This is a genomic window from Paenibacillus glucanolyticus NBRC 15330 (assembly GCF_004000885.1).
Lineage (GTDB): Bacteria > Bacillota > Bacilli > Paenibacillales > Paenibacillaceae > Paenibacillus_AQ > Paenibacillus_AQ glucanolyticus.
Window position 1 is genome coordinate 189,514 of sequence record NZ_BIMC01000009.1, and the last position, 24,177, is coordinate 213,690.

Annotated in this window: 16 protein-coding genes and 10 tRNA genes; 5 read left to right on the forward strand and 21 right to left on the reverse strand. The window is 49.1% G+C overall.

Annotated elements, in window-relative coordinates:
• Positions 1-41 precede the first annotated feature (41 nt).
• The 3 genes from PGL02S_RS15405 to dcuS form a co-directional block, all read right to left on the reverse strand.
• Complete coding sequence (locus tag PGL02S_RS15405) at positions 42-1,751, reverse strand: SLC13 family permease (RefSeq protein ID WP_006212861.1); 1,710 nt, start codon at positions 1,749-1,751, stop codon at positions 42-44.
• Between the two features lie 163 nt (positions 1,752-1,914).
• Complete coding sequence (locus PGL02S_RS15410) at positions 1,915-2,634, reverse strand: response regulator (protein ID WP_036643607.1); 720 nt, start codon at positions 2,632-2,634, stop codon at positions 1,915-1,917.
• A complete protein-coding gene (dcuS, locus tag PGL02S_RS15415) occupies positions 2,631-4,244 on the reverse strand; it encodes a DcuS/MalK family sensor histidine kinase (RefSeq protein ID WP_063455962.1) in 1,614 nt (537 codons plus the stop codon). Before dcuS ends, PGL02S_RS15410 begins: the two co-directional genes overlap by 4 nt.
• A 377-nt stretch (positions 4,245-4,621) precedes the next feature.
• Here dcuS and PGL02S_RS15420 point away from each other — a divergent pair, with 377 nt between their 5' ends.
• Together PGL02S_RS15420 and PGL02S_RS15425 are read left to right on the forward strand one after the other, a co-directional pair.
• On the forward strand, positions 4,622-5,587 hold the full coding sequence (locus PGL02S_RS15420; RefSeq protein ID WP_036643609.1) for a carbohydrate ABC transporter permease: 966 nt from the start codon (positions 4,622-4,624) through the stop codon (positions 5,585-5,587).
• A complete protein-coding gene (locus tag PGL02S_RS15425) occupies positions 5,584-6,420 on the forward strand; it encodes a carbohydrate ABC transporter permease (RefSeq protein WP_036643610.1) in 837 nt (278 codons plus the stop codon). The genes PGL02S_RS15420 and PGL02S_RS15425 overlap by 4 nt, the downstream gene beginning before the upstream one ends.
• A 3-nt stretch (positions 6,421-6,423) precedes the next feature.
• Here PGL02S_RS15425 and PGL02S_RS28835 read toward each other — a convergent pair whose 3' ends face one another.
• Positions 6,424-6,558 (reverse strand): hypothetical protein, encoded by a 135-nt coding sequence (locus PGL02S_RS28835; protein ID WP_255308640.1) that lies wholly within the window; start codon positions 6,556-6,558, stop codon positions 6,424-6,426.
• 25 nt (positions 6,559-6,583) lie between these two features.
• Between PGL02S_RS28835 and PGL02S_RS15430 the strand changes: the two genes are divergently transcribed.
• From PGL02S_RS15430 to PGL02S_RS15440, 3 genes are all read left to right on the forward strand, one after another.
• A complete protein-coding gene (locus tag PGL02S_RS15430; RefSeq protein WP_036643611.1) occupies positions 6,584-8,371 on the forward strand; it encodes a cache domain-containing sensor histidine kinase in 1,788 nt (595 codons plus the stop codon).
• A complete protein-coding gene (locus PGL02S_RS15435; RefSeq protein ID WP_036643612.1) occupies positions 8,346-9,965 on the forward strand; it encodes a response regulator transcription factor in 1,620 nt (539 codons plus the stop codon). The genes PGL02S_RS15430 and PGL02S_RS15435 overlap by 26 nt, the downstream gene beginning before the upstream one ends.
• A 162-nt stretch (positions 9,966-10,127) precedes the next feature.
• Positions 10,128-11,417 (forward strand): ABC transporter substrate-binding protein, encoded by a 1,290-nt coding sequence (locus PGL02S_RS15440; protein ID WP_036643613.1) that lies wholly within the window; start codon positions 10,128-10,130, stop codon positions 11,415-11,417.
• A gap of 446 nt (positions 11,418-11,863) precedes the next feature.
• On the opposite strand, the gene glmS is transcribed toward PGL02S_RS15440, so the two are convergent.
• The 17 genes from glmS to PGL02S_RS15525 all read right to left on the reverse strand — a co-directional run bounded on the left by glmS (position 11,864) and on the right by PGL02S_RS15525 (position 24,174).
• The gene (gene glmS, locus PGL02S_RS15445) at positions 11,864-13,696 is read right to left on the reverse strand and encodes a glutamine--fructose-6-phosphate transaminase (isomerizing) (protein ID WP_036643618.1); all 1,833 of its coding nucleotides are present in this window, start codon (positions 13,694-13,696) and stop codon (positions 11,864-11,866) included.
• Positions 13,697-14,431: 735 nt separating this feature from the next.
• Positions 14,432-15,772 carry a phosphoglucosamine mutase gene (glmM, locus tag PGL02S_RS15450; RefSeq protein WP_036643620.1) on the reverse strand — a complete coding sequence of 447 codons (1,341 nt, stop codon included), beginning with the start codon at positions 15,770-15,772 and terminating at the stop codon, positions 14,432-14,434.
• A 32-nt stretch (positions 15,773-15,804) separates the two neighbouring features.
• Positions 15,805-17,265 (reverse strand): CdaR family protein, encoded by a 1,461-nt coding sequence (locus tag PGL02S_RS15455; RefSeq protein ID WP_051449335.1) that lies wholly within the window; start codon positions 17,263-17,265, stop codon positions 15,805-15,807.
• Complete coding sequence (cdaA, locus tag PGL02S_RS15460) at positions 17,258-18,088, reverse strand: diadenylate cyclase CdaA (RefSeq protein ID WP_036643621.1); 831 nt, start codon at positions 18,086-18,088, stop codon at positions 17,258-17,260. Before cdaA ends, PGL02S_RS15455 begins: the two co-directional genes overlap by 8 nt.
• A 313-nt stretch (positions 18,089-18,401) precedes the next feature.
• Positions 18,402-19,016, reverse strand: a complete 615-nt coding sequence (locus PGL02S_RS15465; protein WP_036643649.1) for a zf-HC2 domain-containing protein — start codon at positions 19,014-19,016, stop codon at positions 18,402-18,404.
• A 220-nt stretch (positions 19,017-19,236) separates the two neighbouring features.
• Positions 19,237-19,806 (reverse strand): RNA polymerase sigma factor SigW, encoded by a 570-nt coding sequence (gene sigW / locus PGL02S_RS15470; protein WP_006212876.1) that lies wholly within the window; start codon positions 19,804-19,806, stop codon positions 19,237-19,239.
• Between the two features lie 241 nt (positions 19,807-20,047).
• Positions 20,048-22,837, reverse strand: coding sequence for a phosphoenolpyruvate carboxylase (ppc, locus tag PGL02S_RS15475; protein WP_006212877.1), 2,790 nt, complete (start codon positions 22,835-22,837; stop codon positions 20,048-20,050).
• A 274-nt stretch (positions 22,838-23,111) separates the two neighbouring features.
• Positions 23,112-23,185, reverse strand: a tRNA-Gly gene (locus PGL02S_RS15480).
• A 76-nt stretch (positions 23,186-23,261) separates the two neighbouring features.
• Positions 23,262-23,335: transfer RNA gene (locus tag PGL02S_RS15485), tRNA-Pro, on the reverse strand.
• Positions 23,336-23,354: 19 nt separating this feature from the next.
• Positions 23,355-23,431 (reverse strand) — tRNA-Arg (locus PGL02S_RS15490).
• Positions 23,432-23,435: 4 nt separating this feature from the next.
• Positions 23,436-23,510: transfer RNA gene (locus tag PGL02S_RS15495), tRNA-Gly, on the reverse strand.
• Between the two features lie 6 nt (positions 23,511-23,516).
• Positions 23,517-23,600, reverse strand: a tRNA-Leu gene (locus tag PGL02S_RS15500).
• Between the two features lie 14 nt (positions 23,601-23,614).
• Positions 23,615-23,690: transfer RNA gene (locus PGL02S_RS15505), tRNA-Lys, on the reverse strand.
• Positions 23,691-23,758: 68 nt separating this feature from the next.
• Positions 23,759-23,833, reverse strand: a tRNA-Gln gene (locus PGL02S_RS15510).
• A 55-nt stretch (positions 23,834-23,888) separates the two neighbouring features.
• Positions 23,889-23,964 (reverse strand) — tRNA-Val (locus PGL02S_RS15515).
• A 22-nt stretch (positions 23,965-23,986) separates the two neighbouring features.
• Positions 23,987-24,061, reverse strand: a tRNA-Glu gene (locus PGL02S_RS15520).
• A gap of 37 nt (positions 24,062-24,098) precedes the next feature.
• Positions 24,099-24,174, reverse strand: a tRNA-Thr gene (locus tag PGL02S_RS15525).
• Positions 24,175-24,177: the final 3 nt, after the last annotated feature.

A 24,177-nucleotide genomic window follows, 5' to 3' on the forward strand; every position in this document is an offset into this window, starting at 1 on the left:
CTTTCATCAAGCTATGCAGATGTAGAAGTGGGGTGGCTTCTTTATGCCTTATTCAAGAAACTTTCAGGGACAACGGTAAGATCAAACCCAAAAACGATGGGAAGCAAATAATACACGGCAAGGATAATAATGATTGTGGCAAATATGTTAACGGAGAAACCTGCGCGAACCATGTCAATAATCTTTATTTTCCCCGTGCCGAATATGATCGCATTGGGCGGCGTGCCGACAGGCAGCATGAAGGCGCAGTTGGCCGCCATGGCGCAAGGCACCATAAGAGCGAATGGATGAATACCAAGGGCGATGGCAAGGGCAGCTACGACAGGCAAGATCATCGTTGCTGTTGCCGTATTGGACGTGATCTCGGTCATCATGATGATGAGAAGTGTAGCACATGAAATAATAACAATAAGATGAGAACCATTGAGTATAGTCAACTGCTCACCCATCCAGTCAGATAAGCCGCTGGAACGGAACCCTGCCGCAATAGCCAAGCCGCCTCCAAAAAGAAGGAGTACACCCCACGGAATTTCCTTCGAATCACTCCAATTTAAAATACGAGAGCTTGTTTTTGCTTTAGCCGGAATCATAAACAAAAGTGCGGTTGCCATAATTGCAATCATCCCATCCGAGATCCCGGGAATTGGGATGAGTAAACCATCTTCTACCCATAAAAACTCACGAGTGATCCACATAAATGCAGCAAATACAAACACCGCGCCAACCATACCTTCTTCAAAGGATAACTTGCCAAGTTTTCCGCGCTCGCTCTGAATCAATTCTCTTCCGCCTGGAAGTTGTTTAATGGACGTGTTGAACTTCATTTTCCCCAAATAAAACCATGTGAAGAACAGCATTACAATGACAACGGGTACGGCAAACAGCATCCACTGGGCAAAGGAGATGGTAATACCAAATAACTCATTCATTTGGGCAGCTAGAATAATATTGGGCGGAGTGCCGATTAATGTCCCGAGTCCACCGATCGTTCCTGCATAGCCAATAGCAAAAATAAGGGACTTCTCAAATTTCGGCAGATCCTTTTCTTCCGGCCTTCCCTTCAAAGCACTGGCAACCTGGGCAGTAATCGCAAGGCCCATTGGGACCATCATCATAACAGCCGCGGTATTTGACACCCACATCGATAAAAATCCAGTTGCAACCATAAAACCTAGCAAGATACGCTGTGTGCTGGTACCGATCATCGAGATGATAAATAGGGCCATTCTTTTATGCAAATTCCACTTTTCCATCGCCGTAGCAATGAAAAAACCGCCCAGAAACAGAAAAATAATATCGTTGCCGTATGATGATGCCACCTCACTGCCCTGCATCGCTCCTGTAACAGGAAGAAGTATGAGCGGCAGCAATGATGCAGCCGGTATAGGGATCGCCTCTGTAATCCACCATGTGGCAATCCATAACGTAACGGCGAGCACGGATTTCCCTTCCGTGGACAGTCCGTCAGGTTGGAAAAATAACATCGTCAATATGAACAAGGCTGGCCCCAGTATAAGCCCGATCAGCTGAGCTTTTGAGTACGGCTTATTGGAGTTTTCATTCGGTTCTTGACTCTTCATATCCTCAACAGCATTTTCTTCGTTATGTTGAATAGCTATCTTGTCTGATGCTTGTTTAGGTTCTGGCACAGCTGCTGATTGATTCCGATAGAAGAATACATTCAGTATGTTTTTTGTTCGTTTGTGCTGTGCCCACAGGCTGCGCCAAGCTGACAAAGCCAGTTGTCTCATCATTTACCCCTCCATTTTGTAAGCGCTTTCGATAATTCTCTTATATATTTGCCTTTCCGTATAGGTTTTGTAACTAATATCTGGTTTTTTGTAACTAAAAAAAGTGTGTGAACATGAAAAAACTCGTTGCAAATTTGCAAACGAGCTGCATGAACTTCATTTTTTATCTGGTTTTTTGCAGAATAGAAAGCACGTAATCATGCCCCTCCTGACTAAGCTTGTAGCGATGAAGTGGACGGCCGCTGCCTTCATAGCTGACATCATTAAGCAGTATGTTGCAGTCCTCCAGGAAGCGCAGATATTTTCTCAGCGAGACTCTTGAAATCCCTGTTACCTCAGCTAACGCAGCTGTGGAAAACCAGCCCTCCAGCCCATGAAGCTCACGTAGAACACGAATATATGTTTCTTTTGTAATCCCTTTGGGCAAGTTCTCCTCAGTTCTTTCTTTGTTCCCGTTCCCTTGATGAAATAATTCATCCAGCTCTTTTTGCTGAATTCCTTCTTTTTGCAAATGGATATATCTGAACTTGTATCGCATAAGCGCCTCTTGAAACCGCTCGAAATCAAAGGGCTTGATTAAATAGTCAACAGCCCCGTAACGAAGAGCCGTTTGTATAGAGCCCTGGTCATTCGCGGAAGAGACAACGATAACATCAACTGAATGGTTAAATTTCCGTACATCAACGAGTAAATCAAGCCCGTTCTTGTTCGCCAGATATACGTCAAGTAAAATTAAATCAACTTTTTTATTTTTTAGAATCTCCCATCCCGCTTCCACTTTATCTGCCGTTCCTGCCAATTCAAATCCTGACACCTTGTCCACGTACATTCCGTTAAACTTTGCCACCATCGGATCATCTTCAATAATCAAGACCTGAATCATGCCTGGTATGGGATGCGCACCGTCAATTTCATCCCGTCTCCTTTCCTTGATGATATATGCACAGTGCCGTCTGTGTCTGCCGCCGCTTTGTGGATTAGATGCATGCCGTAGCCCCGTCCCTCTCCTTTGGTAGAACTTCCTTTTCTGATCCATTCCCCAGGAAGCTCTTCCGATAGACCTGGGCCATTGTCACGCACCGTCCATTCAAGCCAGCCGTCCTTGGTTGAAGACAATTCAACCGTTATTTCTTTTTCTTCCTGCCCGGCCATCGCTTCATAGGCGTTGTCCAAACTGTTTCCTATTATGGTAGTAAGCGCATCCAGAACTTCTGACCGTGCAATGGAAGGCCACGCTTCTTGCCCTGTAAGTGTGACTTTGACATCATGACCTTGTAAAAAGGTGAGCTTATTGAGCAAATATCCTGCTAACACAGGGTCTTTCACATAGTTGGAGACCCAGCCTACATCTTTTTGATAGTAATTTGAAATTTGTTTTATATACTCCAGCAATTCCTTGTAAGATTCTGTATGTACCATTGCTGATATCACATGAAGCTTATTCATGAACTCATGCGTGTGAACCCGAAGGCTTTCTGCATAATTTTTGGCCCCTGATAATTGCTCCAGCATGCTTGTCAACTCCCTCTTATCACGAAACGTAGCCAGTGCTCCTACGAGTTTGCCTGCTGCCTTAACAGGAACACAGTTTACGACGATTTCCAGATTGTTAAGTTTTTGCGGCTGGTCCATCTCTGCTCTTTGATGAATGAGAACTTCTTGCAGCTTTGATTCTGGCATAATTTCTTGCACATTTTTCCCAATAGGATCGACTCCAAGACCAGCCCTCTTAAATATATCCCGCGCTGCCGGATTGGCCACCACCATGATCCCCTTTTCATCAATAGCCACTACTCCCTCACGAACGGAAGCAAGCATCACTTCCTTTTCCTCCAGTAGTTTGCTTATTTCAGCCGGCTCCAGCCCATGCATCGTGTTCTTGACCTTTTGCGCCAGCAGGAGTGCACCAACTAAGCCTGCAGCCAAACCAATGCTCATGCCAAAAAGGATAATCTTTTGACTATGAAAAACCGCATCATTTATTTTATCCTTTGCCATCCCCACCGCCACTGCGCCAACCTGCTCTGCTCCGTCCCAAATTGGCACAAAGGCACGCATCGACTCTCCCAAAGTGCCGAGAGCGACCGATGTATAGCTTTCTCCTGCAAGGGCTGGCCCTTCGTCTCCTCCTACAAACCTTCTGCCAATCATCTCTTCGTTAGGATGAGAGAGGCGAATGCTATTCATATCCATGACCACGATGTACTCAATGTTTGTGTCCGCTTGAACATCCTTTGTATAGGTCTGGACCGAACCGCCATAACTTCCATTGCGCAGGCTTTCCAGAGTGGTAGAGGTGTGCCCCACTGCACTTGCAATCGCTTTAGCTTTATCTTCGAGATTTCTCTGGGTTGTAGTTGCATAGTCATTTGCAATAAGTATACCTGTCAAAATAAGAGACACCGCAAGCACAACGGTTACCAGTAAAATGATAAGCGTTTTTAATTTATAAGGTCTATTCGAAAAAATAAATGTTTTGAGACTGTGTACCATTCCATCTTGGTCACCTTTCTATCTTGTTTTGATAAAATGTAGTGGAGTCGGTTTTCCTTGCAGATAAATTCGACAACGATGTCACAAAACCCTTGTGAAATAAGGATTTTGTGATTCTGCAGACCTCTCCTCAGCACATTAACTCAACTGCTTGACGCCCATAGTAACCGGCATGCTTTTAATGCTTTTTACAGTCCTTTGTGCTGAACACCCATCGTCAGAAAAGATACTCTTAAAACATCCCCCTGCAATTTACCTTGAATTCACTCCTAATCATCATTCAATAATGAAAGAATTTGTGCATCTTTCGCCTACAGGCCACATTTTCATCAGGATACAATGGGAGCTATCAATAGGCGAGAGGAGATTAATCAATCATGAATCCACAAACGGTACAGTCGGCGGGTAAGGTCGAACTGGACAAAAAGATGAAAGCGATTACCAAAAGGTTCAAAGGACGCTGGAACGCTCCGTTAGCCGGCTACCTGTTCATCGCACCCTGGCTGCTGGGCTTTCTCATTTTACAGCTGTGGCCCATCATCCAATCCTTCTATTTATCCTTCACCGAGTATTCGCTGCTGGAGCCGGCCCGCTGGATCGGACTCAAGAATTACCAGGATATCTCCCAAGATCGGCTTTTCTTCAATTCGCTGAAGGTGACCTTTCTGTACGTGATCGCTTCCGTGCCGCTGAAACTGCTGGCTGCGCTGGCTGTAGCCCTGCTGCTGAACCGAAACATCCGTGGAATCTCCTTCTACCGGACCATCATCTACCTGCCTTCTCTGATCGGCGGAAGCTTGGCGGTGGCCGTGCTGTGGCGCAATATCTTCGGCCTGAACGGCTTCATTAATCATCTCGCGATTTGGGTCGGAATCGCCCCCAAAAACTGGATTGGCACCCCCTCCACCGCCCTTGCCACCCTGGTGCTGCTGACGGCATGGCAGTTCGGTTCATCGATGATTATCTTCCTTGCCGGTCTCAAACAAATCCCTGGTGAGTTATATGAGGCTGCCTCCGTGGACGGAGCATCGCCGCTCCGCAAGTTTATCCGGATTACCCTGCCCATGTTATCCCCGGTCATCCTGTTTAATCTGATCATGGGCATCATCAACGCATTCCAGATGTTCACTTCGGCTTTTGTGGTCACGAATGGAGGACCGGTCAATTCAACCGAGATGTTTGCCTTGTTCCTCTACAATAAAGCCTTCGGTTCGCTGCAGATGGGTTACGCCTCGGCCTTGGCCTGGATACTGCTCGTTATCATCGGCATTGCCACGGCGCTCAATTTTGTTGCGTCCAAATACTGGGTGTTCTACGAAACCGAAACGGAGGGTCGCAAATGACAGGGGCTCATAATAAACAAAACTGGCTGGTCCATGTGCTGATGATTGCGTTCTGTTTTGTGATGTTCTATCCCGTGCTTTGGTGGATCGGCGCTTCTTTTAAGTCTACACCAGAAATCAGTCTGCCCACCCTGTTCCCCAAGGTATGGCTGTGGCAAAATTATACGGAAGGCTGGATGGCATTGCCCAAGTATACGTTTACACGCTTCTTTATGAACAGCCTCAAGCTCAACGTGGCGACTACGATCATTCACGTTATTTCAGCCAGCATGGTGGCTTTCGGCTTCGCTAGGCTGACCTTTCCGCTGAAGGGATTATGGTTTTCCATCCTGCTCATGACCCTGATGCTTCCGGGGCAGGTCACGCTCATCCCGCAGTATACGATGTTCCATTCCTTCGACTGGATCAACACCTATCTGCCGCTGATCATCCCGTCAGCCATGGGCGGAGCTTTCTTTATTTTCCTGATTGTCCAATTCATCCGCGGTATTCCGCGAGAGCTCGATGAGTCAGCAAAAATCGACGGCTGCACCTGGTTCGGCATTTATCTGCGCATCATCATGCCGCTGACTCTCCCGGCGCTCATTACGGTCACGATTTTCTCGTTTATTTGGGGCTGGGACGAATATTTCGGCCCGCTGATTTATCTGAATACCGTGGACAAGTATACCGTCCCGCTCGCGCTCAGGATGTTCATCGATTCTCAGTCAGCCGTTCCGTGGGGACAACTGCTTGCCGTATCCCTGCTCTCCGTGCTGCCGCCGGTTGTCATCTTCTTTCTGGCGCAAAAGCACTTCGTGGAGGGGATCGCCACAACCGGGCTGAAAGGTTAGGTATCAGATCGGTAAACGGATCGCTGTGCCAAGTTTATTCCAGCTCTTCTTCAGGCAGCGGTTAAGCCGGACGGACTCGTTCATTCGGCTTCCGTCAACGTTGGCTTTGAGGCAGCAGAGCGAATGCAGAGTCCTCACAGCTACCAAGAGGAGGGAAAAACGCATGAATCCGTTTCGCACGTTCCGCATCGATTACGTCTTTTTCTTCAGCTTTGCCGGTTTTGTCGCGGTCCTCATCACGATCATGATGATCGTTAGCTATCGGTTCTCGGCAGCTGAGCAGGCGGACAGCACCTCCATGTACCAGCAGGCGGTGCTGCAGCAGCTCAACAAGCAGCTTACCGACCATATGAGTGCTGTGGAGCAAACCTCGTTAGCCGTGTCCATTAACTCGCCTCTGGTCAACTATGTAACGATGAACGGAGATTATTATGCACGAAAGACAGCGAGGGACGAGCTGAACCGGGATTATTTGGCGCCGATGCTGAATAGCTCTCGCTCGATGTTCTCCTTTCAGATTTATATGAATGATCCGCTTCAGGTCGACCCGAACGCCAACATTCAGTACCTCCCTCTCGCCTCGGCCAGCCGGGAGAGCTGGTATCCGGCCGTGGATAAGTCCGACTTTGTCTGGATCGGCCAGCGTGAGGTCGGTTCCCCGCAGGGGAAGCAGCAGGTAATAAGCTTTATCCGTAAAATCACCACGCTGGATGGCGTGAACCGGGGGATTCTGATCATCAATGTCCGGGTTAAATTTTTGCAGCAAATTCTGACGGAAGACAACTCCTCGGCCAGCCGACTGCTGCTCGACTCCGGCGGCCGGATGATCATGCACACCCGGATTGCTCCGCCTCCCGGGGAAATCAACGCCATCCTGGAGCGGGTCGACGGGGACACCGGCCAAGCGCATCAGGTGCTGGCTGCCGCCGGCTCGCTGCCGGAGAAGAGCATGCTCACCGTATGGTCCCGGACGTCCCCGGGCAGCTGGATGCTGGTGGAGCTTACGCCCTGGAAGGACATCACCAGCGGAAGTGTACGTCTGGCGTGGACGATGGCTGTAGTTGGAGCCGCCGCCATTCTGCTGTCCTTGTTCTTCACAATGTTCCTATCCCGGAATTTCACGCGGCCGATCCGGAAGCTCGTTCAGCTGATGCAGGCGTTTAATCCCGAGAAGCGCGGACAGCCGCTGCCGACAGAATACCGCAACGAATTCGGCAGCCTGTTCAGCGGCTACCGCAAGCTTACCGAGCGGATCGAAACCCTGTATCAATCCCTGGAGCAGCAGTATAAAGCACAGCGCGAAGCGGAGATTAAGGCGCTGCAAGCGATGATTAACCCCCATTTTCTCTACAACACGCTGGATCAGCTGAATTGGATGGCCCTTGAAGCTGGCCAGGAGAAGATCAGCCAAGTGCTCGAGCTGATGGGACAGATGTTCCGCATCGGGCTGTCAGGCGGCGAATCCATGATTACGCTTCAGGAAGAGCTTCTGCACGTGGATTGCTTTCTGAAAATCCAGCAGTTCAAGTGGGGCGAAGAATTGGAATGGCACATCGATTGCCCGGAGGAATTACGGCATCTGATGATTCCAAAACTGACCCTGCAGCCCTTTGTAGAAAACGCCGTTATGCATGGTTTTCATGGCAGACGCCAGGGCCGGATTCATCTGATTTGCATGGAAGAGGACCGAGGCATCCGGATTTGGATTCGGGATGACGGCATCGGACTGCGTGAAGACTGGAAGACTCGTAAACGCCATCCCACGGGCGGATACGGGATCCGCAATGTAAAGGAGCGCATACAGGTTTATTTCGGCCCGCCCTTTGGCGTTTCGCTTCGCAACCGTACCGATGCGCCAGGCTCCGAAGCGGAGATCTATTGGCCGAAGGTAAATCAGCCGCGGGATCAGAAAGGGGGAGGAATACATGTGGACCATCGCTATCGTGGATGACGACCGGCAAGTGCTCAGCGGCATGTCCCGGCTGATTCCCTGGGAGCAGCTCGGAGTCCGGCCTGTCGGGGAGGCTCTAGATGGTGAAGAAGGACTTCGGCTGATTGAAGCGACTCAGCCCGATATTGTCATTACGGATATTTATATGCCGGTGATGAATGGTCTCGATATGATTGAACAGCTCCGTAAGCAGCAGTACGCTGGCAAAATCATCATTTTGAGCGGGTACTCGGATTTTGACTACGCTCGTAAAGCGCTTCGGCTTCAGGTTGATGATTATTTACCGAAGCCGGCCTCACCGACCACGATCCGCGAGGTGCTGCAGCGCGTCACCCGCGAGCTTGCGGAACGCCGAGCGCTGGAACACAGAGAGCAGGAGATTCAAACCCAGCTTATGCAGTATGAGCCTTATCTGGAAAGGGAATGGGTCAAGTCCGCCCTCACCGGAGGAACACCCTCCCCGCTGACAGATCCCTCCCGAATGCTGGAACGGCTCGGCTGGAAGAATGCCCAATTCATGATGCTGGCCTTAGAAATCAAGCGGCAAGGACGTATGGAGGGAATCTCCGTCCGTGACTGGCACCTGTTCCGTTTCGCCGTGGGCAACACGGTCGAGGAGCTAGCCGGCCAGGATGGGCTGCGCAGCTATTTCCTGGAGCTGCATAGTCACCATATGGCACTGCTGCTGTATAAGCCCCTCTCCTGGCCGACAGAGGCGTTCCGCTCGGAAGTTCTGGCACTGGCAGGGCGAATCAATTCATCTGTGCATCGGTTCCTCAAGGTCAAGCTGCACATCGGGGCAGGTCTTCGCAAGGACGACTGGCTTGCCATCCCCGATTCTACCGAAGAAGCATTTCAGGCACTCGCCGAGCGGCGCGAACCGGATGTCGCCTTTCCCTGTGTCTACGTTTATAACGAAGGCGGTTTCCGGCATTCAGCAGCACGGAGCGTACGGCCGGTGCGATTTTTCCAGGAGATGACCGACGCTGTTCGAACCTTCGATGAGCCCCGGGCGCTGCTGGCGCTGGATGATTTCTTCCGCAGGGATAACGGCGCGGCCCAGCTCCAACCCGAAGAGCTTACCGCCATCGGAACGCAGCTGTTCGCCATCCTCTCCTTCACCCTGTATGAGTCCGGCATCCGGCTCGACGATGAACTGCCTCTCACGGACTTGACCAAAGAGCTGGACCAAATGGAAGATGCGTTGCAGTGGAAAGCATGGGTAGCGGAGAAAGTGAAACGAATCTGCTCGCGTTACACGCCTAACGAGAACCTCAAGCATAAGGAAACGGTCGATTATATCATCCAATACATTCATGAGCATTACGCCGAGAACATCCACCTTCAGGATTTGGCCGACCAGGTCTATATCTCCAAAAACTATCTCAGCACGTTATTCCGCCAGTTTACAGGCGAAACCTTTGGCGATTATCTAACCAGGGTCCGAATGGAAAAAGCCAAGCGCATGGTTCTCGAGAAAAAACTGCTGATCGCCGAAATCGCCGAGCGGGTCGGTTATCGGAATGTTCCGTACTTCACCACCCTGTTCAAAAAGCATACCGGGCGCAGTCCCACTGAGTTCCACAAAGCCTGAATGAAGAGTTCCCGGTTATTCCTGGCGTTAAGCATCTGGCCCCCTTCACTCGATAATCGTAAAATACTGAAACGATTTGTTGATTTGTCCACTACGAGGGAGACTCTGGACTTGGTACGTTAAGTGAAGAAGTAGATCAGTTACTTAAGGGAGGTTCATCCGATGAGAAAATCATGGCATCGTCTCGCCGCTGGCGCTGCAGCAGTGCTTTCACTATCACTCATTCTCTCCGCTTGCAGCGGTGTCAAGAAGGAAGAAGGCGGATCCGCGGATTCGGGAAACGGCAAGTCCATCACACTCCGGATCATGTGGTGGGGCTCTCAAGCCCGGCATGACGCAACTTTGAAAGCGCTTGATTTATACTCTGAAAAGCATCCGGGCATCACTTTCGAACCAGAGTACCAGTCCTTCGACGGGTACCAGGACAAGCTGTCTACCCAGTCCGCGGGGAAAAATACACCGGATATCTTCCAAATGGATGCCGCCTGGTTCAACGATTGGGCATCCAGCGGACGGCTGGAGGATCTCTCCTCCATTCCGACGGACAAGATCGATAAGGTGCTGCTTGAGACTGGCACCTATCAGAGCAAATTGTACGCGATGCCGCTGGGCAACAATGCCTGGGGCATGGTGTACAACAAAACGATGATGGACAGTCTCGGCATTCAACCGCCAAAGACATGGGACGAGTTTTTTGCCATGGCGCGCGACCTGAAACCGAGGCTGGCCAAAGACCAATACCTCACGCGGGACCTGACCGCGGATGGCGCGTCCTATATGTCCTATCAGCTGAGCATGGGCAAAGGCTTCTCCATGAGCAAGGACGGGAAATTCCATTATGACGAGGCTACCTGGAAGGATTGGATGAACCAATGGGCTGAGCTTCGCAAAGAACAACTTGTGACGCCGCCTGACGTGACCGTGTCGGATAAAGGGCAGGACGCACAAATGGACCTGCTCATCCAGGAAAAGATTCTGCTTCGGGGCGCACATGCGGCGGAATTCGGCGGAACGGATGCCTTAAAACCCGGCGTGATGGCACTAACAACTCAGCCGAGGGCCACGCAGGCGAGCGGCTGGCTGAAAGCCTCCATGTACTGGAGTGTCAGCCCCAACAGCCAATATAAAGAGGAAGCGAAGGAGTTTATCGACTGGTTCGTCAACAGCGAGGAAGCCGGAGAAATCTTGGGCACTTCGCGGGGGATTCCCGTCAATAAAAGCGTAGCCGATGCGCTCCAGCCTAAATTTACGGACGTCGATAAAAGCTCCCTCGGTCTGATCAACGAGGTATCCAAGGACGGCGCCGCATTTGACCCCGGCCCGGGGAATAAGGGCGGCTGGGCTAACTTCACGAAGGAGTACGACAACATCACGCAGTCGATTATGTTCGGTAAAATCAGCATCGACGAGGGCTGGAACCAGATTGTCAAATTAAGCCAAAGCTTGGAGTAAGCTATGTCCCATAAGGGCTGGATTACGTTTGCATAAAATGCCGTACGCGGAGCAGTAGCAGTAGCATACCAAAAAGCACCTGATAGTATCAGGTGCTTTTTGGTGTTTGCTTTTCAGTTCTGAGCGGCATCTTGTAAGTCAGCTTTACCGTAACAATATAGGGAGCACCGACTTTCCTGGGTCGGCACAACTCAATCGAATCACAGCCAGCCACGATCGCTTTGGAATTTCGATGAGATAAACAGGCTCAAACAGCTTCTTTAAACCAGCATATATCAGATTCTACACGAAATAATGTTCATTGAAATAAAAAGAGGGCAGCCTGGGATGACTCCCTTAGACTGCCCACTATATACGATATCTTATATGTGGTTTCCACACATTTTACTCTTCTACACTTTGTGCCACTAGGAAGCTTATATTTTCCTTGCTCCCACCCTCTTTCCTTACTCCACCGTCACGCTCTTCGCCAGGTTACGCGGCTTATCTACGTCGTTGCCACGGGCAAGAGATGCATAGTAAGCAAGGAGCTGCAGTGGAACTACAGACACGGCAGCCGTCAAGATCGGCAAGGTCTTCGGAATGGCAAAGGCTTGATCCACGGATTTCAGCAGGCCAGCCACATGCTCTTCATACGTAATTGCCATTACTTCAGCACCACGTGCTTTCACTTCCTTGATGTTACTTACGGTTTTCTCCAACACCGCTTCCTGGGTTGCCAGGGCAATGACTGGTATTCCCTCTTCAATAAGGGCAAGCGTACCATGCTTCAGCTCGCCGGCAGCATATGCCTCGGAATGAATGTAAGAGATCTCCTTGAGTTTCAGGGAGCCTTCCTGTGCCACGGCGTAGTCCTGACCACGGCCGATGAAGAACAGGTTCTCATGCTCCGCAATTTGCTCGGCATATCCCTTAATGGATTCCGCGTTGGTCAGCATGGATTCCACCTGTTCAGGCAGTGCTTCCATCGCTGCAATGACTTCAGCAACAGCGTCCTCAGTCATTGTACCGCGTACTTGAGCCAGGTACAGACCAAACAGATAGAAGGCAATCAACTGTGAGGTATAAGCTTTAGTGGATGCTACAGCAATCTCTGGACCAGCCAGCGTGCCGAGTACATCATTCGCTTCACGGGCAATCGAGCTGCCTACTACGTTCGTGATGGCCAGGACATGAGCACCGTGGCTCTGGGCTTCACGAAGCGCAGCCAATGTGTCAGCCGTCTCACCGGATTGGCTCACCACGATGACAAGGGTCTCTGGTGTAACGATTGGCGAACGGTAACGATACTCGGAAGCCACATCATTTTCTACCGGAATGCGTACCATTTCTTCAATCACGCTGCGTCCAACAAGACCGGCATGATAAGCCGTACCGCAGGCAACGATCTGCACATTGCGAATGTTCTTAATCTGTTCCTGGGTCAGCTTCAGTTCAGGCAGAACCACTTTGCGTCCGCTCTCATCCACGCGGCCCAGCATCGTATCACGGTATGCTTTTGGCTGCTCATGGATTTCCTTCAGCATGAAGTGATCGAATCCGCCTTTTTCCGCTGTAACAGCATCCCAATCGACACGAATCATTTCCCGAGAAATAAAGTTCCCCTCAATGGTCATTAATTCGACAGCATCTGCTGTCAAGAGAGCCATCTCTCCATCGTTAAGAATATATACGTTCCGTGTATATTTCAAAATCGCCGGAATATCAGAACCGATGAAATTCTCTCCTTCGCCAAGACCGATAATAAGCGGGCTTGCTTGACGCACAGCCACCAGACGATCCGGCTCATACTCGGTTAAGACTCCAAGGGCAAATGCACCTCTCATGTAAGAGATCGCCTTCTGCACGGCCTTAACGATATCACCGTCATACTCACGGGCAATGAGGTGGGAAATAACTTCTGTATCGGTCTCCGAAACAAAGTGATGTCCTTGACTGATCAGCTCTTCCTTCAGCTCCAAATAGTTCTCAACGATACCGTTATGAACAACGGAGAACTTCTGGCTTTCGTCTGTATGCGGATGAGAGTTCACGTCCGATGGACGGCCATGCGTAGCCCAGCGGGTATGACCGATACCTGCGGTTCCTACGAGGGGAGCAGACTCCAGTCTCTCCTCCAAGTTGGCAAGACGTCCTTGTGCCTTCGCAACGCGCAGACCTTCATTCGTGAAGACCGCGATCCCAGCAGAATCGTATCCACGATACTCAAGCTTTCTCAATCCTTCGATCAACACCGTTTGCGTTTTCTGATTTCCAATATATCCGACAATACCACACATAGTATGATTCCTCCGTTCGATTTCCCTATAATAGTTAGGCGGAAATAGAACACGGCAGCATCTGTGCGGTATGAGGAAAGAAGAATGATCTATTCAATTATCAACGTTCAAGAAACCCAGCAATACGTAGGCTGATTTTAGTTGAACAGACATGAATGCACTCTTCTTCCACCGCGCTGTCGCATTCTAGATCGCACATTCATGTTTTGGTATATAAGTTATTGTGCAGCACCTGCAAATACGTTGTCAGAACGGTCGCCCATTCCTTTTCCGTGATCCGCTTACGGTTGGTGCATCACCGAGAGGTCCCCGCCGAATAATCCGAACACCTCTACCTCGTCAACTTGCGTTCTGCCGTTTGGTCATTCCATCAAGCAATAACCAATCCCCGCGCAGGTACAAGCTCTGGCGCTTATGAAGCTTATAGTAACCTCACGGTCCTCACTTTCTATTCTTGAATAACATCCTTTATTATATTCACACATCATCACTTTGGCAACTCGGCGGTTTCCTTGCCCGACTGGACTCTACACGCTATAACCCACACTAATGACATCGAATGACCTATGTTCACAGGCGATGACTTACACAGCTATGTTCGCAGACAGGACAGGGTGTGTTGCGCTTTCATACACTCGGCATATTGGAAAAGCTGTGGGCCAGTGAACCGAACAACATAGTTCACTGGCCCTGACAGAAATTAGTCTGCTTTCCTTGAAAAATACACCCTTAGACTTACACCAATTCCCGCTTCACTACATCCGCAATCTGCGTAACATAACGATCGAGCTCTTCTTTGTCCGGGCCTTCCGCCATGACTCGAATAAGGGATTCCGTACCCGATGGGCGAACCAAGACACGGCCGTTATCGCCCAGAATACCCTCAACCTCGGCAATTGCGGACTCGATTACTGTATTTCCTTGATATTTGCTCTTATCACCCACACGAACATTAACCAGCACTTGCGGGTACTTGCGCATGCTGCTCTTCAGCTCATGCAGAGGCTTCCCGGAGGCTACCAACGTATCCACCAGTTGAATCCCCGTCAAAATGCCATCACCGGTTGTGTTGTGATCCAGGAAAATGACATGTCCGGATTGCTCTCCGCCCAGGTTATACCCGCCGCGGCGCATTTCTTCCATGACATAACGGTCGCCGACTGCGGTTTTTGCTGTTTTCAGCTTCAAGCTCTCACATGCTTTATAAAAGCCGATGTTACTCATGACGGTCGAAACGATCGTGCCTTCCTTCAGCTTGCCCGCACGGTTCATAGCGTCACCGCAAATGCATAGGATGAAGTCGCCATCCACTTCCTCGCCTTTACCGTCAATCGCAATCAGACGATCCGCATCACCGTCAAAAGCAAGACCGAGATCAGCCCCATGAGCAAGCACAGCCTCAACGAGTTTCTCTGGGTGTGTAGATCCACAGTGATCATTAATATTCAGGCCATTCGGCTCAGCGCCAATGGTGATTACGTCAGCACCCAACTCACGGAAAAGTTTCGGAGCCAGCTCATAAGCAGCACCATTTGCACAGTCGAGCACGATTTTCAAGCCGTCAAACCGGTTGTTAACCGTGGTTTTCAGATAATCCAGGTATTTATATTTCGATTCATCATCAACGAGAAGCTCACCTAAATCAGCTCCGATCGGACGCGGCAGATTATCCGTTTCGGCATCCATCAGCTCTTCAATCTTGAGTTCTGTTTCATCCGACAGCTTGAAGCCGTCTCCGCCGAAGAACTTGATGCCGTTGTCCTGCACCGGATTGTGCGATGCCGAGATCATGACACCTGCATCAGCTTTCAACAGTCTTGTAATATAAGCCACCGCGGGAGTGCTTACAACACCCAAACGAATGACGTGTGCACCGATGGACAGCAGGCCTGCAACCAAAGCCGACTCCAGCATAGCCCCGGATACCCGGGTATCCATACCGATGATTACGGTTGGCTTCTCTTTATCACCTGTCAACACATAGCCGCCGCAGCGACCGATGCTATAAGCCATTTCCGCTGTCAGTTCTTGATTCGCAACTCCTCTTACTCCATCTGTACCAAAATATTTCCCCATGTTTTATATACTCCTTTATCTACTCTTCGATATTATCCATCTTGTGATGATTCTGACCCCGTTGTTCCATCGTTCGATCCGTCTCCCGGCGGATGGGATGGACTTTCTCCTGATCCGGAGTTATCCGTGCCCTCGTTCGTGGGAGGCGCAGGCGGATTCTCCACTTGATCATTACCTGATCCCGTTCCCGGTGAATCAGGCTTGTCTTTGTCGGTTCCCTCGTTGTTAGAGCTGCTTGGATCCGTTGTAACTGGCTTGGAATTGTCCTTCAGCTCCACTTTAATGACAAGTCGATTCCGGTCCGCTCGGTTGATGAAACTTGGCAATGTGATCTGCAGCGGAATTTCGTGCACCCCCGCCTTCAAGCCGGCCGCATTCGCTTCAACCCCGATGTCTGATGGCTCCAGACTATTCAGCAAATCCGGCGCACCGGTAAGCGTCAAGGATATCGTCTGCGTTTTCGGATCGGTTATTACAGCATCCAGGCCTGAGGAGACCCCTTTTAACGTAATGGGAATGCCATTAACAACCCGTTCACCATGCGATACGGCCGTAACATCCACTGTTATAGAGCTCGGCTCGATTTTCTCAAAACCTTCGGGCGGCGTCAAGTCGGCCGTAAGCACTGTTGTTCCGGAGTTCCTAACTTCTCCCAAGTTGATCGCGGCTTCGATATAGGTCCCAGCTCCTGCGAGTGCCTCCTTGCTGCCGAACAGCTTCACTTCTTTTACCTTTTGGTCTACCTTGGATAAAACGAATCCTTCCGGCAGTCTTCCCGTATACTCAAGCTCCAGAGGAAGAGTCACGAACGCAGGTTCAATCGGTACTTCAGCCGCTACCGCAGCAGGTTCAATGACCGCATCCTCCATCTCGACGCCTTGCTTATCATATGCTGTAAGCTTGACTCGCTTCTCCGTAATTTTCTCCTTGGCTCCATCCAGATCCACGTTACCTTTGACCTGTCCCAAATTCGCCATCGACGATTCTGGCAGGGTTACGGTGACCTGTCGTGGGTCAATCAGCACGGGTGTTCCGGCCCGGTAATCTTTTGCCGGTTCCCCCTTCGTGCCAATACTTACCGTAACGGATTCCGATACTCTCGTCTCTACCGTTACGGTTACAGCGGAAGGTTCCATCGATACCAGCTCAACTCCGCTTGGAATCGAGTAAGTTAGCGGAAGTGTGTGTGTACCCGGTTCTCTGACAGTACTCAGATCAAGTTTCACTTTATATTCATCCGTCAAGAGCGCAATGTTGGACTTCTTCCCTCGAACTTCGAGATTCACGCGATCTTTATCAATGCCGGTTAATGCATATTCACTATCATCAAATCCATAAGTCTGGATCTTAACGCCTTCAATGATCTTGGTATCATAAAATGTAGTTGGCGGGGCAGGCGCCCCACTGTCCATATGAACCATTGCCCATAACAGGATACTGACCGCCAAAGCAATCAATTTGCTTGCCGTGTTGTTCTTGATCCATTTATCCATTATGGCCATCCCCCTTCCGTTTCCAGAAGAACGAGCGTTTCTCCTTTATGGATGCGGCAGGACGAAGCTCCTCATACAGCTTGGAGATCAGAGACTCTTCCTTGATATCCCGAACCACTTGTCCATTCAAAGCCAGCGATACTTGTCCAGTCTCCTCGGATACAACAACAGAAATCGCATCCCCCACCTCACTGATACCGATGGCTGCACGATGCCTCGTTCCCAGTTCCTTACTGATAAAAGGATTCTCTGATAGTGGCAAATAACAGCCTGCCGCTGCAATTTGACCATTCTGAATGATGACCGCCCCATCATGGAGAGGTGTATTCGGTATAAAAATGTTAATGAACAACTCCGAGCTGATCACAGACCGCATCGGAATTCCCGATTCTACAAATTCATTCAGACCTGTGGTCCGCTCAAACACGATCAGAGCCCCTATTTTGCGCCTCGACAAATAATTAACCGCCTTAATGGTTTCGCTGATTAACTTATTCGTCTCCTCATCAACATCCCCGCCCCGTCCGAACAGCTTACCTCGCCCAAGCTGCTCCAGACCACGTCTAAGCTCCGGTTGGAAGATGATAAAGATGGCAAGCACCCCAAATGTAAAGATCTGATTCATCAGCCATTTGAGTGTGTACAAATCAAACCAGGTGCTAAGCGCCCAGATGACAACCAGCACAAGAATCCCTTTAAGCAGCTGGACCGCCCTTGTACCTCGGACGAGCAGAATCAATTGATATATTATATAAGTAACGATAAGGATATCGATGATATCTTTAATGGTTTCACCCCAGGTCATATCTGTGAAATACTCCATACAGCAACCCCCGTCATTTCCTTTAAGTGCGGGCCCAATCCATCCGGTTCCTCGAAGATGATCGCAGGATTCGATACCGAACCTGCCCACATGATCCTTCGTGAATGCCCCAGGACTTTTTGAACTTCCTCTTGAGTAACGCTTGAGACTATATATGTAGTATGTGCTCTACACTCTCTAGGTTATAACGTTAATCTTTCCGATGCAAGCGGACGTCCCTCGCTTTTCGTATTTAGAAGCCTAAAATCAACAAAAGAAGCGCCTTCTTTTCACTGAAAAGAGGCGCTTTCATTCAGCAAGCTGCGGCTTTCACCTAGCGGTAAGCGACATCTGTAAACAGAGTGGAAATTTTATACCATATCCAATCCATTGCCCTATCTATATCTTTCACTTGGCCTGCTATATGTGCGGTGGAAGCCTGAAATAATTCTCCGTCAATGACCGTCAAATTGCCATTAACCTGGCCATAAACCTTAGCTTTGCCATTCTCAACTGTAATATCTCCCGTGATGATCTGATCTGGAGGAATAATGACGGTATCTCCTTCAATCACCAGTTTTTCGAATTCATCACTCTTCACAACCAGCTGATTATCCTGACTCCAAAAACTGATTGTACTAAAGAGCATGACAACCAAAAACATTGCTACAGCCGTGAGCGCAGGATGATTCCTAACCCATTTGACCCAGACTTTTTGTGTCTTGGGCTGCGGCAGCATGCCCATTATACGATCCGTTAAATCATCTGATGGCTTGGTCGCATGATGAGTTAAGGAAAAAAGAAGCATATCGGTATGCTCCAGCTTCTCGAAGTAATTCCGACAGTCAGCACAATCCAGCAAATGCTTCTGCAATTCTAGCTGCTGCGGGTTGGACAAGTCATTATCCAGATAATCATGCATCAAAGAGACGGCTAATTTGCAATCCATTTGTGAGCCAATCCTTTCATTCAATCTCTTTGCTGGGTCTATACCTCCTGAGAGGCATAAGACTTGCTTCTTGTTCATACGTGCCGGAATCGGGGATGTTTCAATTTTTTTTAAGAAAATCGGAAAGAAAGATGAAATGACATGACTTTCTGATTCCTCAAGAAAAAGCGCCCATAAACGCTGTCTGTCTTCCTCTAAGAACGGCGATAGGCGTTTTTCCTCAAAGCTTGTACTCTAATTTTTTCCGCAAAAATTCACGTCCGCGATGTACTCTCGTCTTGATCGTTGTTACAGGCAAGTCCATAATCTCGCTGACCTCCTGCAGTGATAAATCCTGGATGTACCGAAGGATCATGATCGTCTTGTACTTCGCAGGGAGTCCATCAATAGCCTGATGAATGATGCGCTGTGTTTCGGATAGCAACATCTCGCTCTCAGGTGTACGATTATCACTCGGAATCAGGGAGTAGCCGTCCATGCCTTCACTTTCATTCAGATCTGCGTCCAGCGAGAAAGAAGGCTTGCGTTTACGCAGCCGATCAATGCTAAGATTTGTGCCAATACGATATATCCAAGTTGAGAATTTTTGGTTCTCGTCATATCGATCAAGGTTCTTATACACACGCAGAAAAGTCTCTTGTACGACATCCTCGGCCTCATGGCGGTTGCTCAGCATCCGGTAAGCCAGATGAAAAATCTTATCCTTATAAAGCTCTACGATTTCGGCAAAAGCTCTCTGATCCCCTTTTCGGGCCAGCTTCGCCAGTCTTACATCCAAATTGTCCACCATAATTCCCCCAGAATGGTCTGATGGGTAACGTCTAAAAAGCATCATTCAAATGGTAATTCAACTGTTTCTAAAAATCAACAATAATTCAAAAACAATCCCATTTCCATATCAAAGATACGCTTCCTGCAGCCTGTAAATTCATGATCAGCAGGCAAGCAACCTCATAGATGAAAAAACGAGGCCCACAGGGGAACCTCGCTTTATATTAACCCTTGCCTACCCTTTTGACCAGTTACAAAAATCAACCTGTATTGCGCAGCCCTGCTGCAATGCCGTTGATCGTGAGGAGTACTTCCCGGAGCAGATCCGGATCGTCATCCTGCTCTTGCTCTCTAAGTTCACGCAGCTCATTAAGCAGTTGAACCTGCAAATAGCTGAGCGGATCGACATAAGGGTTACGGAGACGGATGGACTCCTGAAGGACCGGCTGGTTATCCAGAATGTCCTGTTGACCCGTTATCTTGAGAACAAGCTCCTTCGTCAAATTGAACTCATCCTGTATCAAACCGAAGATACGCTCACGAGCTTTATCATCCTTCGTCATCAAGGAGTACTCCTTGGCGATGATCAGATCGGCCTTGGCAAGAGCCATCTGAAGCGTGTCAATTAACGAAGTAAAGAACGGATAACTCGTATACATCTTCTGAAGCACCTTCAGATTCTCTTCCTTGTCCTGATAGAAGCTCTGTAAGCCCGTACCAGCCGCGTACCATGCTGGAAGCAGGTAACGGCTCTGCGTCCACGCAAACACCCAAGGAATGGCTCTCAGGTCCTCGAAACGGTCACTGTTCTTACGCTTGGAAGGTCGGGAGCCAATATTCAGTTCTCCCACCTCGGGAAGCGGTGTGGATTCCTTGAAGAAGCTAAGGAAATCCGGGTCACGGAATATCAAATCTTGATATTTCTTCTGTGAAGCAGCCGAAATGCTGGAAGAAATCTCTTCCCATTCCTTTTCGGTCGATTCGGTTTCAGCGTACCGCGCATTCAGAGAAGCCGTAATAAGTGCTGAAGTGGCCTGGTCCAAGCTGCGGTAAGCTATTCCTTTCAAGGAATAGCGGGAGGATATCACTTCGCCTTGTTCCGTGATTTTGATGCCGCCAGCAATAGTGGATGCCGGCTGAGCCAAAATGCTGCGGTTCAGAGGCATGCCGCCGCGTCCAAGCGATCCGCCGCGTCCATGGAAGTATTTCAGCCTGATGCCGTATTCGTTGCCTACAGCGGTAATATCCTTGAGCGCTACCTGCAGCTCCCAATTTGCTGTAATAGCTCCGCCATCCTTGTTGCTGTCAGAGTAGCCCAGCATGATCTCCTGCAGTTCATTCATTGCGCTTACGGCCTCACGATAAATCGGCAGGCTGAAGAGCTTGCGCATAATTTCAGGCGCTGCATGAAGGTCCTCAATCGTCTCGAACAATGGGGCAGCCTGTAATGTAGCAACCACAGAACCATCATTATCCTTGCGGAAGAGTCCGACCTCTTTGGCAAACACCATCACTTCAAGAATGTCGCTTGCTCCTTCCGACATACTGATCAAATAACTCGAAATACATTTCACACCAAACTCCTGCTGTGCGCGGAATACCGTGCGATAGACTTCAAGGCATTCTTCGGTGCTGTCGCTATACTCCTGATATGGAGTTGTCAACGGTCGAGGATCGTTAAGCAGGTTATTGAGCAGCTCGATTTTCTCGTCCTCGCTCATTTGTGCGTAATCCTGAGTGACGTTCATTTTACGAAGAATTTCGGCCATTGCGTTCTCATGCTCTTGGCTATGCTGTCTGATATCCAGTGTTGCTGTATGGAAACCAAACAACTCCGCCTGGCGAATCAGCTTCTGGATATAAGTGTCTGCAACATAGTCAGCAAAATGGAAACGCAAGCTTCGATCAATGATATTCAAATCCTCAATAAACTCTTCAGGAGACTGGTACCGCTCGCTTCCTGTCATGTTTTCATCAAGAATATGACTCATTTTAGCTAACATATATACCAGTTTTACACGATAAGGCTCTTTCTCATTGTGCCAAATTTCCATCTTTTTCAGTGTCACATGCTCCCGGTCTTTTTCGATGGATTGAAGCAATTCATCCGACACGCTCACAATGGATGAACTGAAGCTGAGGTATTTCATGAATTCACGCAAGATCCGTTGATATTCACGAACCGCAAGCTTCCGCTGCATTTCGAGCGTTCTCCATGTTACGTCCGCCGTCACTGAAGGATTTCCGTCCCGATCGCCACCAATCCATGAACCGAAACGCAAATAGGTTGGAACGTGCCAATGGTGACCCGGGTAATACTTACTTAGGCAGCGCTCCAGCTCTTGATAAACCTCTGGCAGAATGTGAAACAGAGTCTCGTGAAAATAATACATGCCGTTTCTGACTTCATCAAGAACCGTCGGCTTGCGATCACGAAGCTCATCGGTTTGCCACAGTGTGATAACCTCATTCAGTAATTTCTCCCGAAGCTGCTCTCGTTCGCGGAATGTCAGTGTCGGGTTGTCCAGTTGCATAACATCGTCTGCTATCCGTTTATGAATATCCAGAATAGCCCGACGCATCGCTTCTGTCGGATGAGCTGTCATTACCAGCTCAAGGGATAGACTTTCGAGAATTTCTTGAACTTCTTCAAATGTAATATTGCGCTCTTTCAAATCCTGGATCGCACTTTCAATGGAACCTGGTTGAACACTCTCCCCAGCGGAACGCTCGTAATCACGCTTGCGGCGTATGCGATGATTCTGCTCTGCGATATTAACCAATTGAAAGTAAATGGCAAACGCACGAATCACCTGATGGCGAATGTCTGGTTCCAGCGTGCTGATAATCCCTTTGAAATCTGCAAACAATTCCGGCAGGAATACGGATCGCAACGATTTACTCGTTTCGCGAATTTTCTCAACTATATCTAAAAGCTCATTGCCTCCTTGATGGACAAGAACTTCCCCAAGAATATTGCCAAGGAACCGTACATCACGCCGCAGCAGATTGTTGGAATTGCTCTTTGCGGTTACTGTAAGTTCAGTCATGCTACTCCTCCCATCTCAACCCGTTTCAGCAGTTTATCTTTAGGACGTAACGCCTTCCTAACATCATACAATAAAAGCGAATGAAAATCTGCATTTTTCAGGCGAAAAAATTAGCCAAATCGACAAAACTCATGCTATTGATATGCCCTTCTACGATAAACATTAGTCCAAGAAACCCTTGATATGACTGCATTCTTTATCACATTAACACTTCGCAGGATAGTCGTGTAAATATGTAAAAAAACATCACACACGGTGATGTCCTGCATATGTATGGAGCGGGTGATGGGAATCGAACCCACGCTACCAGCTTGGAAGGCTGGAGTTCTACCATTGAACTACACCCGCATATCACCCCACAAAAGTGATCTTATGCTTTGTAGCATATTCTGATTACTTTTATGGGCAATAACGCCTAAGCAAATCGGGATGACACGATTTGAACATGCGACCCCCTGGTCCCAAACCAGGTGCTCTACCAAGCTGAGCTACATCCCGATATTAATCTTTGAAAAAATGGCACGCCCTGAGAGATTCGAACTCCCGACCTTTTGATTCGTAGTCAAACGCTCTATCCAGCTGAGCTAAGGGCGCATAATGGAGCGGACGACGGGAATCGAACCCGCGACCCTCGCCTTGGCAAGGCGATGCTCTACCGCTGAGCCACGTCCGCAATAAATGGTGCGCGTGGAGGGACTTGAACCCCCACGTCAAAGACGCTAGATCCTAAGTCTAGTGCGTCTGCCAATTCCGCCACACGCGCACAAGATGAAACAATGGTGAGCCATGAAGGACTCGAACCTTCGACACCCTGATTAAAAGTCAGGTGCTCTACCAACTGAGCTAATGGCTCGCATATCAGGGCCCCCGAAAAGTATTCGGAATCACCTTCAAAGCGCAACTTCACTTTTTGGTGTGAAGTGGCTGGGGATATAGGATTCGAACCTATGCATGACGGAGTCAAAGTCCGTTGCCTTACCGCTTGGCTAATCCCCAATATCGATGAATATTTCTATTTTGCATTTCAAAACTCTAATAATCATGAGTTAAATGGTGGAGGCTGAGGGGTTCGAACCCCCGACCCTCTGCTTGTAAGGCAGATGCTCTCCCAGCTGAGCTAAGCCTCCATATGTAATGGATAAGAAATAATGGTGACCCGTAGGGGATTCGAACCCCTGTTACCTCCGTGAAAGGGAGGTGTCTTAACCCCTTGACCAACGGGCCTTATTTTCATGATGCATGTCCATTCTAAAAAGGAATCTGGAGCTTCCAACCGGGATCGAACCGGTGACCTCATCCTTACCATGGATGCACTCTACCTACTGAGCTATGGAAGCAAG